The 16,348-nt window shown below is 62.8% G+C and carries 14 protein-coding genes; 7 read left to right on the top strand and 7 right to left on the bottom strand.

What is annotated here, in order from left to right:
* The first annotated feature begins 54 nt into the window (after positions 1 to 54).
* From ydcS to R6G97_RS04210, 5 genes are all read left to right on the top strand, one after another.
* Complete coding sequence (gene ydcS / locus R6G97_RS04230) at positions 55 to 1,206, top strand: putative ABC transporter substrate-binding protein YdcS (RefSeq protein ID WP_090346020.1); 1,152 nt, start codon at positions 55 to 57, stop codon at positions 1,204 to 1,206.
* Positions 1,207 to 1,332: 126 nt separating this feature from the next.
* Positions 1,333 to 2,379 carry an ABC transporter ATP-binding protein gene (locus tag R6G97_RS04225; protein WP_070575152.1) on the top strand — a complete coding sequence of 349 codons (1,047 nt, stop codon included), beginning with the start codon at positions 1,333 to 1,335 and terminating at the stop codon, positions 2,377 to 2,379.
* Positions 2,376 to 3,308, top strand: coding sequence for an ABC transporter permease (locus R6G97_RS04220; protein WP_043213739.1), 933 nt, complete (start codon positions 2,376 to 2,378; stop codon positions 3,306 to 3,308). Before R6G97_RS04225 ends, R6G97_RS04220 begins: the two co-directional genes overlap by 4 nt.
* Positions 3,298 to 4,104, top strand: a complete 807-nt coding sequence (locus R6G97_RS04215; protein ID WP_043213737.1) for an ABC transporter permease — start codon at positions 3,298 to 3,300, stop codon at positions 4,102 to 4,104. The genes R6G97_RS04220 and R6G97_RS04215 overlap by 11 nt, the downstream gene beginning before the upstream one ends.
* A 16-nt stretch (positions 4,105 to 4,120) precedes the next feature.
* The gene (locus tag R6G97_RS04210) at positions 4,121 to 5,545 is read left to right on the top strand and encodes a gamma-aminobutyraldehyde dehydrogenase (RefSeq protein WP_043213735.1); all 1,425 of its coding nucleotides are present in this window, start codon (positions 4,121 to 4,123) and stop codon (positions 5,543 to 5,545) included.
* Between the two features lie 155 nt (positions 5,546 to 5,700).
* Here the strand turns inward: R6G97_RS04210 and R6G97_RS04205 are convergent, their stop codons facing one another.
* The 3 genes from R6G97_RS04205 to R6G97_RS04195 all read right to left on the bottom strand — a co-directional run bounded on the left by R6G97_RS04205 (position 5,701) and on the right by R6G97_RS04195 (position 10,046).
* The gene (locus R6G97_RS04205; RefSeq protein ID WP_043213733.1) at positions 5,701 to 6,807 is read right to left on the bottom strand and encodes an NADH:flavin oxidoreductase/NADH oxidase; all 1,107 of its coding nucleotides are present in this window, start codon (positions 6,805 to 6,807) and stop codon (positions 5,701 to 5,703) included.
* Positions 6,808 to 7,763: 956 nt separating this feature from the next.
* Positions 7,764 to 9,473 (bottom strand): single-stranded-DNA-specific exonuclease RecJ, encoded by a 1,710-nt coding sequence (recJ, locus tag R6G97_RS04200; protein ID WP_043212485.1) that lies wholly within the window; start codon positions 9,471 to 9,473, stop codon positions 7,764 to 7,766.
* A gap of 30 nt (positions 9,474 to 9,503) precedes the next feature.
* Positions 9,504 to 10,046 (bottom strand): YaeQ family protein, encoded by a 543-nt coding sequence (locus R6G97_RS04195; protein WP_043212483.1) that lies wholly within the window; start codon positions 10,044 to 10,046, stop codon positions 9,504 to 9,506.
* A gap of 131 nt (positions 10,047 to 10,177) precedes the next feature.
* Here R6G97_RS04195 and R6G97_RS04190 point away from each other — a divergent pair, with 131 nt between their 5' ends.
* Both R6G97_RS04190 and R6G97_RS04185 read left to right on the top strand, forming a co-directional pair.
* Positions 10,178 to 11,377 (top strand): CaiB/BaiF CoA transferase family protein, encoded by a 1,200-nt coding sequence (locus tag R6G97_RS04190; RefSeq protein ID WP_317847840.1) that lies wholly within the window; start codon positions 10,178 to 10,180, stop codon positions 11,375 to 11,377.
* Positions 11,378 to 11,387: 10 nt separating this feature from the next.
* Positions 11,388 to 12,275 (top strand): TIGR02285 family protein, encoded by an 888-nt coding sequence (locus R6G97_RS04185; RefSeq protein WP_197853355.1) that lies wholly within the window; start codon positions 11,388 to 11,390, stop codon positions 12,273 to 12,275.
* 149 nt (positions 12,276 to 12,424) lie between these two features.
* On the opposite strand, the gene R6G97_RS04180 is transcribed toward R6G97_RS04185, so the two are convergent.
* The 4 genes from R6G97_RS04180 to R6G97_RS04165 all read right to left on the bottom strand — a co-directional run bounded on the left by R6G97_RS04180 (position 12,425) and on the right by R6G97_RS04165 (position 16,266).
* The gene (locus R6G97_RS04180; RefSeq protein WP_043212477.1) at positions 12,425 to 12,706 is read right to left on the bottom strand and encodes a DUF3509 domain-containing protein; all 282 of its coding nucleotides are present in this window, start codon (positions 12,704 to 12,706) and stop codon (positions 12,425 to 12,427) included.
* A 79-nt stretch (positions 12,707 to 12,785) separates the two neighbouring features.
* Entirely contained in the window at positions 12,786 to 13,211 is a 426-nt protein-coding gene (locus tag R6G97_RS04175) for a response regulator (protein ID WP_043212476.1), read from the bottom strand.
* Positions 13,212 to 13,385: 174 nt separating this feature from the next.
* Positions 13,386 to 14,795, bottom strand: a complete 1,410-nt coding sequence (gene thrC, locus R6G97_RS04170) for a threonine synthase (RefSeq protein WP_043212473.1) — start codon at positions 14,793 to 14,795, stop codon at positions 13,386 to 13,388.
* A gap of 166 nt (positions 14,796 to 14,961) precedes the next feature.
* Entirely contained in the window at positions 14,962 to 16,266 is a 1,305-nt protein-coding gene (locus tag R6G97_RS04165; protein ID WP_043212471.1) for a homoserine dehydrogenase, read from the bottom strand.
* Between the last annotated feature and the right edge of the window lie 82 nt (positions 16,267 to 16,348).

Here is a 16,348-nt window from a genome sequence, read left to right as displayed (position 1 = left end):
TTCGCTGCTTTCTTGATGACTGCCCCGATCAAAAATTCCAAAAGAGGGAACACCATGTCAGTGCACAAGACCGCATTGTCCAGCGCCGTGATCGGCGCCCTGCTGGCCAGCGCCAATCTGCAGGCCGCAGGCCTGCCCCAGAGCATCGGCGATGGCGAGGGGCGCCTGGATATCGTCGCCTGGCCCGGCTACATCGAACGCGGCGAAAGCGACAAGGCCTACGACTGGGTCACCGGATTCGAGAAAGAGACCGGCTGCAAGGTCAGCGTGAAGACCGCCGCGACCTCCGACGAAATGGTCAGCCTGATGACCAAGGGCGGCTACGACCTGGTGACCGCCTCGGGCGACGCCTCGCTGCGGCTGATCGCTGGCAAGCGGGTACAGCCGATCAACACGGCGCTGATCCCCAACTGGAAGAACATCGACCCACGCCTGCAGAATGGCGGCTGGTACGTGGTCGATAAGCAGGTTTACGGCACGCCTTACCAATGGGGCCCGAACGTGCTGCTCTACAGCACCGCAGTGTTCAAGCAACCGCCCACCAGCTGGAGTGTGGTCTTCGAGCCCCAGAACCTGCCGGACGGCAAACCGAACAAAGGTCGGGTACAGGCCTACGATGGCCCGATCTATATCGCCGACGCTGCGCTCTACCTGAAATCCACCAAGCCTGAGCTGGGCATCCAGGACCCCTACGAGCTCAGCGAAACCCAGTACAAGGCCGTACTCGACCTGCTGCGTCAGCAACAGCCGCTGATCCACCGCTACTGGCACGATGCGACCGTGCAGATGAGCGATGTGAAGAACGAAGGCGTGGCCGCCTCCAGTTCCTGGGGTTACATGGTCAATGGCCTGAAGGCCGACAAACAGCCGGTCGCCTCGACCATCCCAAAGGAAGGCGCCACCGGCTGGGCCGACACCACCATGCTGCACAGCGAAGCCAAGCACCCCAACTGCGCCTACAAATGGATGGACTGGTCATTGCAACCGAAGGTCCAGGGCGACGTCGCGGCCTGGTTCGGCTCGGTGCCGGCTGTGCCCGCCGCCTGCACCGGCAGCGAGCTGCTGGGCGCCGAGGGCTGCAAGGTCAACGGGATCGACAACTTCGACAAGATCGCGTTCTGGAAGACGCCGCAGTCCAGCGGCGGCAAATTCGTCCCTTATAGCCGCTGGACCCAGGACTATATTGCGATCATGGGCGGACGCTGACAGATCGACTGATTGTTGTTCCGGCTTCTTCGCGGGTGAACCCGCTCGGTACGGCGTGATCGCCGTTGGAGCGGGTTCATCCGCGAAAGGGTTCACGCAGTAGATAAAATGCACGGAGCCAGCGCAATGCCCCTAGCAGTCCAGCTCACCGAGGTATCCCGCACGTTCGGCGACGTCAGGGCCGTCGACCGTGTCAGCATCGACATCCAGGAAGGCGAGTTCTTCTCCATGCTCGGCCCCTCGGGCTCGGGCAAGACCACCTGCCTACGCCTGATCGCAGGCTTCGAACAACCGAGCAGCGGCTCGATCCGTCTGCATGATGTAGAGGCTGCCGGACTGCCGCCTTACCAGCGTGACGTGAACACGGTATTCCAGGACTACGCCCTGTTTCCGCACATGAACGTGCGCGACAACATCGCCTATGGCCTGAAGGTCAAGGGGGTGGCCAAGGCCGAACGCTACAGCCGTGCCGACGAGGCCCTGGCGATGGTCGCCCTGGCAGGCTATGCCGAGCGCAAGCCGGCGCAGCTCTCCGGCGGCCAGCGCCAGCGTGTTGCCCTGGCCCGCGCCCTGGTCAATCGGCCACGGGTGCTGTTGCTCGACGAACCACTCGGTGCCCTGGACCTGAAGCTGCGCGAACAGATGCAAGGCGAGCTGAAGAAACTGCAGCGGCAATTGGGCATCACCTTCATCTTCGTCACCCACGACCAGACCGAAGCCTTGTCGATGTCCGATCGCGTCGCGGTGTTCAACCGGGGCCGCATCGAACAGGTCGATAGCCCACGCAACCTGTACATGAAACCGGCGACCACCTTCGTCGCCGAATTCGTCGGGACCTCCAACGTGATCCGCGGCGAGCTGGCCCAGCAGCTCACCGCAGACGTCTCGCCTTTTTCCATACGCCCCGAACACATCCGCCTGGCAGAGCACGCGGCAATCGCCGAGGACATCCAGGTCAGCGGCTTGCTGCACGACATCCAGTACCAGGGCAGTGCCACGCGCTACGAAGTGCGGCTGGACAACGGCCTGCTGCTGACCGTCAGCCAGGCCAATGACCGTTGGCAGGAGCGCCCCCAGCCCTGGCAACTGGGACAGCGTGTGCAGGCCCATTGGCCCCGCGCGGCAATGAGGCGCTTGCGCGAAACCATCCTGGACGAGGGCCAGGCCAGATGACCCTGGCGATGCAAAGCCCGTCACTGGTCAGACGGCTCGGCACTCTGCTCTACCGGCGTCCGAACCTGTACTTGTTGCTGTTGTTGATCCCGCCGTTGACCTGGTTTGGCGCGATCTATCTGGGCTCGCTGCTGAACCTGCTCTGGCAGGGGTTCTACACCTTCGACGACTTCACCATGGCGGTGACGCCGGACCTGACGCTGGCCAACTTCGCGGCCCTGTTCGCCCCGGCGAACTTCGACATCATCCTGCGCACCTTGGCCATGGCGCTCGCCGTGTCAGTGGCCAGCGCAGTGCTGGCGTTTCCGATCGCCTATTACATGGCCCGCTACACCTCGGGGCGGACCAAGGCATTTTTCTACATCGCCGTCATGATGCCGATGTGGGCCAGCTACATCGTCAAGACCTATGCCTGGACACTGCTGCTGGCCAAAGGTGGCGTGGCCCAGTGGTTCATCCAGCAGATGCACCTGCAGGCTGTGTTGCAGGCGATCCTCGCCGTGCCCGGGGTGGGTGGCAGCACCCTGTCCACCTCGCACCTTGGACGGTTCCTGGTGTTCGTCTATATCTGGCTGCCGTTCATGATTCTGCCGATCCAGGCCTCGCTGGAGCGCTTGCCGCCCTCGCTGCTACAGGCCTCGGCCGACCTGGGCGCCCGGCCGAGCCAGACCTTTTTGCTGGTGGTGCTGCCACTTGCGGTACCGGGTATCGCCGCGGGGTCGATCTTCACGTTTTCCCTGACCCTCGGCGACTTCATCGTGCCGCAACTGATCGGCCCGCCGGGCTATTTCATCGGCAGCATGGTGTATGCCCAGCAAGGGGCGATCGGCAACATGCCCATGGCCGCGGCATTTACCCTGGTGCCCATCGTGCTGATCGCCATCTACCTGTCGATCGTCAAACGGTTGGGGGCCTTCGATGCACTCTGAAAAAGCCTCGCTGGGCCTGCGCCTGGCGGCCTGGGGCGGGTTGGTGTTCCTGCACTTTCCGATCCTGATCATCTTGCTCTATGCGTTCAACACCGAAGATGCGGCATTCAGCTTTCCTCCGCGCGGATTCACCCTCAAGTGGTTCGCCGTGACCTTCGCCCGCCAGGATGTACTGGAGGCGATCAAGCTGTCGCTGCAGGTAGCCTGTCTGGCCACGGTGATCGCCTTGGTGCTTGGCACCCTGGCCGCGGCGGCGCTGTACCGGCGCAGCTTCTTTGGCAAGGAGAGCATCTCGCTGATGTTGATCCTGCCCATCGCCCTGCCCGGCATCATCACTGGCATCGCCCTGCTCTCGGCCTTCAAGACCCTGGGCATCGAACCTGGGCTGCTCACCATTGTGGTGGGCCACGCCACGTTCTGCGTGGTGATCGTCTACAACAACGTCATCGCCCGCCTGCGCCGTACATCCCAGAGTCTGATCGAAGCCTCGATGGACCTGGGCGCCGATGGCTGGCAGACCTTCCGCTACATCATCCTGCCCAATCTCGGCTCGGCGCTGCTCGCGGGTGGCATGCTGGCATTCGCCCTGTCGTTCGATGAGATCATCGTCACTACCTTTACCGCCGGCCATGAGCGCACACTGCCGATCTGGTTGCTCAATCAGCTCAGCCGCCCGCGCGACGTGCCAGTCACCAACGTGGTCGCCATGCTGGTGATGCTGGTGACCATGCTGCCGATACTCGGCGCCTATTACCTGACCCGTGGCGGCGAGAGCGTCGCGGGCAGCGGCAAATGACCTAGGAGGAGTCCCGATGCAAACCCGAATGCTGATCAACGGTCGCCTGGTCGCAGGCGAAGGCCCCGCCTGGACCGTGCTCAACCCTGCCCTTGGCAGTGCCTTGGCGCAGATCAACGAAGCGACCGAAGCCCAGGTCGATGCCGCCGTGCGCGCCGCAGACCTGGCCTTCGACGCCTGGTCGCAAACCACTCCGAAGGAACGCTCAGCGGCGTTGCTGGCCCTGGCCGACACCATCGAACAGCATGGCGAGGAATTGGCCAGGCTGGAGTCGCAGAACTGCGGCAAGCCCTTTGCCGCCGCGCTGGGTGACGAGATTCCGGCCATCGCCGATGTGTTCCGCTACTTCGCCGGCGCCGCGCGCTGCCTGGGTGGTTCGGCGGCGGGTGAGTACCTGCCGGGACACACCTCGATGATCCGCCGCGACCCACTGGGTGTGGTTGCCTCCATCGCCCCATGGAACTACCCGCTGATGATGCTGGCCTGGAAGATTGCCCCGGCCCTGGCGGCAGGCAACACCGTGGTGCTCAAACCTTCGGAGATGACCCCGCTCACAGCCCTGCGCCTGGCGGAGCTGGCCCAGAACCTGCTGCCGGCCGGGGTACTCAACATCGTCTTTGGCCGTGGCCAGACGGTCGGCGCGCCGCTGGTCACCCATCCAAAAGTGCGCATGGTCTCGCTGACCGGTTCCATCCCCACCGGCGCACGTATCGTAAGCTCCACCGCTGACAGCGTGAAACGCATGCACATGGAGCTGGGCGGCAAAGCGCCGGTGCTGGTCTTCGACGACGCCGACCTCGACGCGGCCATCGAGGGGATACGCACCTTCGGCTTCTACAACGCCGGCCAGGACTGCACCGCCGCCTGTCGCCTCTATGTACAGGACGGCATCTATGATCGCTTCGTCGAACGTCTGGGCGAGGCAGTGGCAAGCCTCAAACCTGGTCTTCAGGATGCGCCTGACACCGAGCTCGGCCCGCTGATCAGCGCCCAGCACCGCGACAAAGTCGCAGGCATGGTAGAGCGCGCCATCGCCCAGCCGCACATTCGTCTGGTCACCGGCGGCAAGGTCATTCCGGGAGAAGGGTTCTTCTTCGAACCAACCGTGCTCGCCGATGCCCTGCAGGACGATGAAATCGTGCGCCATGAAGTCTTCGGGCCGGTGGTCTCGGTGACGCGTTTCAGCGACGAAGCCCAGGCCCTGGCATGGGCCAACGATTCGGACTACGGGCTGGCCTCGTCGGTCTGGACCCGCGACACCGGCCGAGCGCACCGCCTGGCCGCGCGCCTGCAATATGGCTGCACTTGGGTCAACACCCACTTCATGCTGGTCAGCGAAATGCCTCATGGCGGCCAGAAGCATTCGGGCTATGGCAAGGACATGTCGATGTATGGGCTAGAGGACTACACCTGCGTACGGCATGTGATGATCAAGCACTGAGCCAGAGGCGAACGGATCGAGGCTGCTTGCAGCCTCGGTTTGTTTCCGAACTACCGTGTGAGAGCAACTGGGGCGTTTATCCGCGAATGCGTCAGTGAACTCGCCGTCCATTCGCGGATAACCTGCTTGTGGGATGAAACGCGAAGCGGTGGGCTTCAATCCCTCAAGTCCGACTCATGGATCGGGTTGGCCCGGCTGGTCGCCCGCTGATACTGGGCCGGCCAGGTGGCCTTGTTGCCGCCCAGGTCATCGTCGGCGTGCAGGGGCCAGTAGGGGTCGCGTAGCAGTTCGCGGGCGAGGAAGATGATGTCTGCCTGACCGGTTCGCAGGATGTGTTCGGCCTGGGCCGGTTCGGTAATCATGCCTACCGTGCCGGTGGCGATTTCCGACTCCTTGCGTACACGCTCGGCGAAACGAGTCTGGTAGCCAGGCCCCGTGGGAATCTCGGCGTTGACCGAGGTACCGCCTGAAGACACGTCGATCAAGTCCACGCCGAGGGTGCGCAGGCGCCGGGCCAGTTCGACGGTTTCATCCGGGTTCCAGCCGTCTTCCACCCAATCGGTGGCCGACACACGCACGAACAGCGGCAACTCCTGAGGCCACACATTGCGTACCGCCTCGGTCACCTCCAGGGTCAGGCGGATACGGTTCTCGAAGCAACTGCCGTAGCGGTCCCGGCGCTGGTTGCTCAGCGGCGAAAGGAACTGGTGCAGCAGATAACCGTGGGCGGCATGCACTTCGACTACCTTGAAACCCGCGACCAATGCCCGACGGGCGGCATCGGCAAAGGATTGGACGATCCCGGCGATCTCGTCCTCAGAGAGCTCGCGGGGCACGGTGTGCTCTGGATCGAAGGCGATCCGGGACGGGCCGACCGGCTGCCAACCGCCCTCTTCGACCGTGACGCTGCCATGCTTGCCCAGCCAGGGGCGATGGGTGCTGGCCTTGCGTCCGGCGTGGGCAAGCTGGATGCCCGGCACAGCGCCTTGGGCAGTGATGAAGCGGGTGATGCGTTGCAGGGGTGGGATCTGTGCGTCATTCCACAGCCCCAGGTCCTCGGCACTGATACGGCCGTCAGGGGTCACCGCCGTCGCTTCGGTGATCACCAGGCCAGCACCGCCAACGGCGCGGCTGCCCAGGTGCACCAGGTGCCAGTCATTGGCCAGACCATCTACAGCGGAGTACTGGCACATGGGGGAAACGGCGATGCGGTTGGGCAGGGTCAGCTGACGCAGGGTGTAAGGCTCGAGCAGCAGGCTCATGAGGGCACCTCCCAGGGACTCCAATGGTTTGGCCGGTCCGGGCACTTGTGTGGGGCCTTGGTCCGGTATCGGTCTTTTTCAGACTAGACCAGATAGGGGGTGGTGGTTTTTTTGTGTTGGGTTTGGGTTATCAGGTTGTGTGAATATCCGGTGTTGGTGGTGGCCCCACCGGCGCTTTTCGCCTTTACGGCGACCTACTTTTGCTCTTGGGCAAAAGTAGGCAAAAACCGCTGGCTCCCACATGCGGCCCCTGCGCTGCGCTCCGGGGTCCCCTCGCTGCGGTGTCTTGCGGGGCTCCGCGGCCTCCGGCTGGCTACACCAGCCTCCATCTCGCGACTTCGGCTCACGCCGAAGGGCGCTGCGCGCCTGCCCCTACAGACACCTCCACTCGGCCTTCTGAGGTCGCGATAGGTGGCGTCTGGACTATCGCGTATCAAAAGCAACGGCAAACAAATTAATTGTTTGGGTGTTTATTCCTGCCTATTCACGGCTAGGAACGCCGAACCGCCGCTCCTACAGGCACAGCGCCGCTCTCAAGAGCGGCGGTGAGCCTGTGTGAGCGGCGGTTCGGCGCCCCGGTTTACCCGCGAATGGCCCAAAAGCTCACCACAAAAGCCACTCAATGAAACAACGCCAGCCCAGGCGCCGCCCGTAACTTGCGCCCCATCAGCAGGCCGAGCGGAGGTGTCTGTAGGGGCAGGCGCGCAGCGCCCTTCGGCGTAGCCGAAGTCGCGAGATGGAGGCTGGCGCAGCCAGCCGGAGGCCGCGAGGCCCTGTAAGACACCGCAGCGAGGGAACCCGGTGCGAAGCGCCGGGCCGGATGCAGGGGCGCGCGGCTTTTGGTTACTTTTGGCCAAGACCAAAAGTGACCCGCCGTAAAGGCGGAAAGGTGACTAACCGTCGCCAAATCAAACGGATAAGCCCACAAACCTCAAAACCAACAACCAACAACCAGCTCACCGCGGCTCCATGTGCGCAATCATCAACTGCACACTCTCATTCCCCCGAAACTCATTCACATCCAGCTTGTACGCCAACTCCACCCAGCGCACCGTCGGATTCGGCCAGACATCCCGATCGATGCCAAAGGCGATGCCATCGAGCTTGACCGAGCCGCACTCGCTCTTGAGCACCACCTTCAGATGGCGCTCGCCCACTACCCGTTGTTCGATCAGTTGGAACACACCATGGAACAGTGGCTCCGGAAAGTGCTGCCCCCAAGGCCCCGCATGACGTAGAGCGCGGGCCAGGTCCAGGTGGAACTCCTCGACCGCGAGGGTACCGTCAGACAGTAATCGCCCGGTCAGGTCCTCTTCCACCAGATGCCGACGAACCTCCTCATCGAAGGCCGCGGCAAACGCCTGGAAGTTTTCCACCGGCAATGACAGGCCAGCCGCCATGGCGTGCCCGCCGAACTTGCTGATCAGGTGCGGCTGACGCGCCGCCACCGCATCCAGCGCATCGCGAATATGGAACCCCGGCACCGAGCGCGCAGACCCCTTGAGCATGCCATCGCCGACATCGGCGAAGGCGATGGTCGGGCGGTGATAGCGCTCTTTCATGCGCGAGGCGAGGATGCCGATCACGCCTTGGTGCCAGTCGGCCTCGAACAGGCACAGGCCATAAGGCATGGATTCGACCGGCAGGTCCTTGAGCTGGGCCAGCGCTTCACGCTGCATGCCTTGCTCGATGGACTTGCGGTCCTGGTTCAGGCCATCCAGCGCTTGGGCCATCTCCAGCGCCGCGACCGGATCGTCGCAGAGCAGGCATTCGATCCCCAGGCTCATATCGTCCAGGCGGCCGGCGGCGTTCAGGCGCGGCCCTAGGATGAAGCCCAGGTCAGTGGAGGTGATGCGCCGATGATCGCGCCGGGCGACTTCGAGGATGGCCTTCAGGCCGGGGCGGGCGCGGCCGGCACGGATGCGCTCCAGACCCTGGTGCACCAGAATGCGATTGTTGGCGTCCAGCGGGACAACGTCAGCGACACTGCCCAGCGCCACCAGGTCAAGCAGTTCACCGATGTTCGGCTGCGGCTGATGATCGTAGCGCCCCAGGGCGCGAAGACGAGCACGCAGCGCCATGAGCACGTAGAAGATCACCCCTACGCCGGCCAGCGCCTTGCTGGGGAAATCGCACCCTGGCTGGTTCGGGTTGACGATGGCATCGGCATCGGGCAATTGCGCACCCGGCAGGTGATGGTCGGTCACCAATACCTTGAGCCCGGCGGCCTTGGCTGCTGCCACGCCCTCGACACTGGAGATACCGTTGTCCACCGTGATCAGCAGTTGTGGCTCCCCCTGCAAAGCCACTTCGACGATCTCAGGCGTCAGGCCATAGCCGTACTTGAAACGGTTGGGCACCAGGTAATCGACATGGGCCGCGCCCAGCAGGCGAAGCCCCAGCACACCGACCGTACTGGCCGTGGCCCCGTCGGCATCGAAGTCGCCGACAATGACAATACGCTGGCGCTGGTCCAGCGCCTCCAGCAACAGGTCCACCGCCGCGTCGATGCCCTTGAGCTGTTGATACGGCAGCAGGCGCGCCAGGCTCTTGTCCAGTTCGGCCTCGGACTGCACGCCACGGGCGGCGTACAGGCGGGTCAGCAAGGGGGGCAGGTTACCGAGGAACGGCAGGCTCGGTGGCAGGGGACGGGGTTCGATACGCATGAGGTCTTCGGCAGTCAGGTTGGGGACAGGTCAGCCACGCTCACCGAGCAGCCATTCCAGCTGCACTTCGTGCTGGCCACGGTCGTCGGTCACGAACACGGTGCCTTCACTGATCATGACGTCCCACTTGATCGAGCGGGGCATGTCGGTGGCCAGAATCTCCAGCACGTCCTGGGGAACCGCGGCGATGCTGAGGTTCTTCAGGCCCTTGACCGCATCGACCACTTTGTTCTGCCACACCCGCAGGCTGCCGTAGGCCAGCAGACTGGTACGCTCGGTGCGACGCGAGCACCAGGTCAGGCGCTCGGCGTCCGGTTGGCCCACTTCGATCCAGTGCAGGACGCGGTCGTCCAGGCTCTTTTCCCACAGGGCTGCTTCGTCCACGTCGGACAGACCACGGCCAAATGACAGGTTCTCGTTGTACCAGAGCGCGTAGGCCAACAGGCGTACAGCCATGCGCTCCTCGGTTTCCGATGGGTGACGGGCGATGGTCTGACGAACGTTCTCGTACACACCGCGGTCGAGGTCGGTCAGATTCAGTTCGAACTTATAAGTGGTCGACGGCTGGGCCATGGGCGGGGGCTTCTTGCGAAATAAAAGTCACACAGTCTAACCGATCCCACTCTTCGTTGCGCCGCGGCAGTACCTGACGTCGACGACCTATGATAAAACCACGGGCTAAGCCCAGCTGCCACGGATGCCCCATGCCCACGCCAAGCAAACCCCTCGCCGGCCTGAAAGTGATCGAGCTCGGCACCCTGATCGCCGGCCCCTTCGCCTCGCGTATCTGTGCCGAGTTCGGTGCCGAGGTGATCAAGGTCGAGTCGCCCGACGGCGGCGACCCGCTGCGCAAGTGGCGCAAGCTGTATGAGGGCACTTCGCTGTGGTGGTTCGTCCAGGCGCGCAACAAGCAATCGCTGACGCTCAACCTCAAGCACCCCGAAGGCCGTGAAGTGCTCAAACGCCTGCTGGCCGAAGCGGACATCCTGATCGAGAACTTCCGTCCGGGCGTGCTGGAAAAACTGGGCCTGGGCTGGGATGTGTTGCACGCGCTCAACCCGCGCCTGGTCATGGTGCGTCTGTCAGGCTTCGGCCAGACGGGGCCGATGAAGGACCAGCCCGGCTTCGGCGCGGTCGGTGAGTCCATGGGCGGCCTGCGTTACATCACAGGCTTCGAGGACCGGCCACCGGTACGCACGGGCATCTCCATCGGCGACTCGATCGCCGCCTTGTGGGGTGTGATCGGTGCGTTGATGGCCTTGCGCCACCGCGAGGTCAACGGGGGTCAGGGGCAAGTGGTGGACGTAGCGCTGTACGAGGCCATCTTCGCGATGATGGAAAGCATGGTGCCGGAGTTCGACGTGTTCGGCTTCATCCGCGAACGCACCGGCAACATCATGCCCGGGATCACGCCCTCCTCCATCCACACCAGCGCCGACGGCAAGCATGTGCAGATCGGCGCCAATGGCGATGCCATCTTCAAGCGTTTTATGCAGGCCATTGGCCGCGACGATCTGGCCAATGATCCAGGCCTGGCCATCAACGACGGGCGTGACCTGCGCCGCGACGAGCTGTACGGCGTGATCGACCGCTGGGTCAACAGTCTGCCGCTCGAAGAGGTCATGCGGGTCCTCACCCAGGCCGAGGTACCAGCCAGCCGCATCTATTCGGCCGAAGACATGTTCAGCGACCCACAGTACCTGGCTCGCGAAATGTTCCTCCAGGCCAAATTGCCCGATGGCAAGCCGTTCAAGATGCCAGGCATCGTTCCCAAGCTTTCGGCCACGCCAGGCTCCAGCGAGTGGGTCGGTCCGACCCTCGGCGAACACACCGAGTCGGTATTGACGCGCTTGGGCTACGACGCCGCCGCCATCGGTCGACTGCGCGAAACCGGTGCGGTCTGAACGCCCACCGATGCGCGCAATCGCCAGGCACCTGCTTGGGCTGCTGATCATCCTGTGTGGGATGCTGCCGACCATGGGGCAGTCCAAGGAGCGCTTGATCTGGCTGGTGCGCGATCTGCCGCCTTTCACCATCTTCGAAGGCACGGCCAAAGGCCAGGGTGTCGTTGACAACCTGCTGCCGCGGCTGATCGCGCAGATGCCTGAGTACGATCACAGTATCGTCAGGGTGAACCGTGCACGGGGCCTGCAGATGCTCCAGGAGCCCAGCTTTACCTGCGATCCGACGCTGCTATGGACGCCTGAGCGCGCCAAGTTCGTGCGCTTTTCCATCCCTTCGCTGGGGGTATTGAGCAGCGGATTGGTGATACGCAAGCAAGACCAGGCGGCCCTGGCCCCGTTTCTCGACAACCAACAGGTCGACCTCAAAAGCCTGCTCAGCCAGACTCCACTCAAGCTGGGCATCGTCGCCGAACGCAGTTACAGCGTTCAAATCGACGAAATCCTCCGAGAACTACCCGACACGGCCTTGAGCCGCCATTACGGCAATGAAGCTACCGCCAATTTGCTACAGATGCAGCGCTTGGGCCGTCTGCAGCTGGTGTTGGGCTACTGGCCGGAAATCCGCTACTTGATCCAGGCTCAGGGCAACAACCCGGATGAATACGCCTTCCACCCGATCCAGGGCGTAAACCGCTACCAGTTTCTGCATGTGGGCTGCTCCGATACGGTTCTGGGACGCGAGGCCGTCCGTCATATCGACCAACTGCTGCTCACCCTGCGTCGCGAGACACTGCCAGCGTTTTATGCTCGCTGGCTGGCCCCGGAAGAGCACGAACAATACTTGATCGATAGCCAGCACTTTTTCGGCACCCAGACCGAAAGCGCCGAGAAGTACTGAAACTGCCTCGACTGGCTTTAAAAAAAAGAAACCCCGGGCGCAGGAAGGAACACCCAGGGTCGAACGAAAGTCAGGGGGACTTTCCGGAACAGCCTTGAGCACCGGAGCCAAGTGCTGTCGAACTGCTCTTAAGGATTCTGACGAAACCTTCAGGCAAAGGTTCCGGAAAATGCTCGCTGATGCTGCAAGGCTGCGATTACACAGGGTTGCAGACGCCCCTCGGCGATTTGCAGGTCTCGGTGCAGGCCGTCAACCAAGTCAACCAGCAGGCGCTGGTCCTGGAGCTGATGCGGGCTGACCGAACGCCTGAGTGTCACGTCACCCTGTTGATCGATCACGGTCAGTTGACGGTTGCCGCTGGCGTCTGTTTCGCCGAGCAGGGCCTGGTAAGGGGTCAAGGCGTCGTTGAGCAGTTTGCAGATTCTTTCCATCCGGCGTACTCGCTGTTCGTGGAACATATCGGAACTGACCACCAGACGCCCTGCAAAGTTCGTTTATGCCGCGCCGGTATCAGTGAGCATGCGCGGGGTACATGACAGTTTGAATATGCCCCTCGACTTCATGATGGATACGCTCCAACGCCCGCTGCAACCTCGGCATCACCAACGGCCAGGACAGCTCACCGATAACCCGAACCCCCTGGCGCCTAGCCTCCCGGGCCAGGCCTTCGTCATGGTCGATCGATTGTCCGACGAACAACAATGCACAGGGTTGCTGCGCTTGCGCCACCTGCCGGAGCAGTGTTCGCCCGTAATGTACCGGCAAGCCGTGATCGAGGATCAACAGGTCGATGATGCCCCGCTGAGCCAGACAATCTTTTGCCTCGGCCAGGTTCTGGGCCACGCGCACATTGAAGACGCCTTGGGCATTGCAGGCCTGATGCAGCGAGATATCGTGGGAAGGTCGTGCGTGAATCAGTACGTTGAGCCAATGCATGAACCGCTCCTGGAGTAGCACTATGCCCATATGGACGGGCGAGCCACTCTAAAAGCCCCATGCGGCGGCTGGAATAGGAAATTACTTAAGCTTCTAAAGAAAGATCTGACTCATCTTTTGCAGACGAGTAGGAAACCGTCTGGGGCCGCTGCGCGACCCCGAGCGGGTTGAATCTTAGAGCGGTTTACCGCGGTTGCCATGCTGGGCGACGAATGCCTGGACAGCCTTCAGATCGTTGGCCAGGACCGTGCAGCGTTCGTCACGGCTGAACAGGTCGCTCAGGTGCGCTGGCAGCTCAAGGGCTTTGCCGACGCCTGCCTTTTCCACCGCTTCCGGGAACTTGACCGGATGCGCGGTACCCAGGACAACCATCGGCGTATCCAGGCTGCGACGGCACTCACGGGCGGCCTTGACGCCGATCGCAGTGTGCGGATCGAGCACCTCACCGGTGGTGGCGAACACCTCGGCGATGGTCTGGCAGGTTTGCTCGTCGGTCACGGCCAGCGAATCGAACAGCTTGCGCGCCTCGGTCCAACGATCCTGTTCGACACTGAAGCCGCCGCCCTGCTTGAAGCGCTCCATCAGCTCGGCGATGGCGGCGCCGCTGCGCCCGTGCAGGTCGAACAGCAGGCGTTCGAAGTTGGAGGAGACCATGATGTCCATCGACGGCGACAGCGTCGGGTGCAAGGTGTCCTTGACGTACTGGTTACCGCTCATGAAGCGATGCAGGATGTCGTTGCGGTTGGTCGCCACGATCAGTTGGCTGATCGGCAGGCCCATGTTGCGTGCCAGGTAGCCAGCGAAGATATCGCCGAAGTTGCCGGTCGGCACAGAGAAGGCCACCGAACGGGCCGGGCCGCCCAGCTGCAGCGCCGCATGGAAGTAGTAGACGATCTGGGCCATGATCCGCGCCCAGTTGATCGAGTTCACCGCCACCAGACGGGTGCCCTTGAGGAACGACTGGTCGGCGAAGCTGGCCTTGACCATCTCCTGGCAGTCGTCGAAGTTGCCTTCGATGGCGATGTTGTGGATGTTGTCGCCGAAGATAGTCGTCATCTGGCGACGCTGCACTTCCGAGACACGCTGGTGCGGATGCAGGATGAAGATGTCGACGTTGTCGCAGCGGCGGCAACCTTCGATGGCGGCCGAACCGGTGTCACCGCTGGTGGCTCCGATGATCACCACGCGTTCACCGCGCTTGGCCAGGACGTGGTCGAGCAGGCGGCCGAGCAACTGCAGGGCGAAGTCCTTGAACGCCAGGGTCGGGCCGTGGAACAGCTCCATCACCCACTCGTTGCCCGCCAGTTGGCGCAGCGGCGCCACCGCGGCATGGGCGAACTCACCATAGGTTTCTTCGAGAATCTTCTTGAAGTCGGCGTCAGCGATGCTGCCATCGACGAACGGGCGCATCACCCGGAAAGCCAGCTCGTGGTACGGCAGGCCAGCCCAGGAAGCGATCTCTTCCTGAGTGAAGCGTGGCAGGTTCTCCGGCACGTACAGACCGCCATCGCTGGCGAGGCCCGCCAGCAGGACGTCTTCGAAATTCAGGGCCGGTGCCTGGCCACGGGTACTGATATAGCGCATGGGTGCAAACCTTTGGTTTGAGCGGCACGTTTGAGATGCAAGCTAAAAGAGATGCCGACCGGCGTTGCTCTCGTGCTTTGCGTCTCGCCCTGCCGCGAATTTACTCTGTTCGAAGCCTCAACACCGCACTGCCTTCATTTGCAGCTTGCAGCCTGAAGCTTGCCGCTTAATTGAGCTGTTCGACGCGGATACGCACGACTTTGCCGACCACGTCCTGCAAAGCTTCCAGGGCGACGATGGCGTCGTTGATGCGCTTTTCCACCACTCGGTGGGTCAGGAGGATCATCGGCACCAGGCCGTCCTGCTCCTCGGCTTCCTTCTGCATGATCGACTCGATGTTGATACCACGCTCGGAGAGGATGCTCGCCACTTGAGCCAATACGCCCGGGTGGTCCTTGGCCTGGATACGCAGGTAGTAGGCACTTTCACAGGCTTCGATCGGCAGGATCGGGTGAGCCGACAGCGAGTCGGGCTGGAAGGCCAGGTGTGGCACGCGGTTTTCGGGGTCGGAGGTCATGGCACGGACCACATCGACCAGGTCGGCGACCACCGAAGAGGCGGTCGGCTCCATGCCGGCGCCGGCGCCGTAATACAGGGTGGAGCCGGCAGCATCACCGTTGACCATGACAGCGTTCATCACGCCATTGACGTTGGCGATCAGACGATCATTGGGAATCAGGGTCGGGTGGACACGCAGCTCGATGCCAGCGTCGGTGCTGCGGGCCACGCCCAGGTGCTTGATGCGATAACCCAGCGCCTCGGCGTAATTGACGTCGGCGGTGGTCAGCTGGGTGATGCCTTCGGTGTAGGCCTTGTCGAACTGCAGCGGAATACCGAAGGCAATGGAGGCCAGGATGGTCAGCTTGTGGGCAGCATCGATACCTTCGACATCGAAGGTCGGGTCGGCTTCGGCGTAACCCAGGGCCTGGGCTTCGGCCAATACGTCGGGGAAGGCACGGCCCTTGTCACGCATCTCGGTGAGGATGAAGTTGCCGGTGCCGTTGATGATGCCCGCCAGCCAGTTGATGCGGTTGGCAGACAGGCCTTCGCGGATCGCCTTGATCACCGGGATGCCGCCGGCCACGGCTGCTTCGAAGGCAACAATGACGCCCTTCTCGCGGGCCTTGGCGAAGATCTCGTTGCCATGCACGGCAATCAGCGCCTTGTTGGCAGTGACCACGTGCTTGCCGTTCTCGATGGCCTTCAGGACCAGGTCGCGGGCGATGGTGTAGCCACCGATCAGTTCGATGACGATATCGATCTCGGGGTTGCTCGCGACTTCGAACACATCAGCGGTAATGGGGGTACCGGTAATCTGGCAGTTCGGGTTCTGCGAGCGCATGGCGATCTGTGCCACTTCAATACCGCGCCCGGCACGGCGGGCAATCTCCTCGGCGTTGCGCTGAAGTACATTGAAGGTTCCGCCACCGACGGTCCCCAACCCACAGATGCCTACTTTGACCGGTTTCACTGTGAACTCCCCATTGAACGGCCGGCACCTGCGCCGACCGTGAAACATGCCGTCTCCCCATGGTGACGGCGTACTGATTGAA

The organism is Pseudomonas sp. HTZ2, assembly GCF_033173945.1.
Lineage (GTDB): Bacteria > Pseudomonadota > Gammaproteobacteria > Pseudomonadales > Pseudomonadaceae > Aquipseudomonas > Aquipseudomonas guariconensis.
The sequence above is the reverse complement of the archived record's forward strand: the minus strand, read 5'-3'. Positions and strand labels throughout refer to the sequence as shown.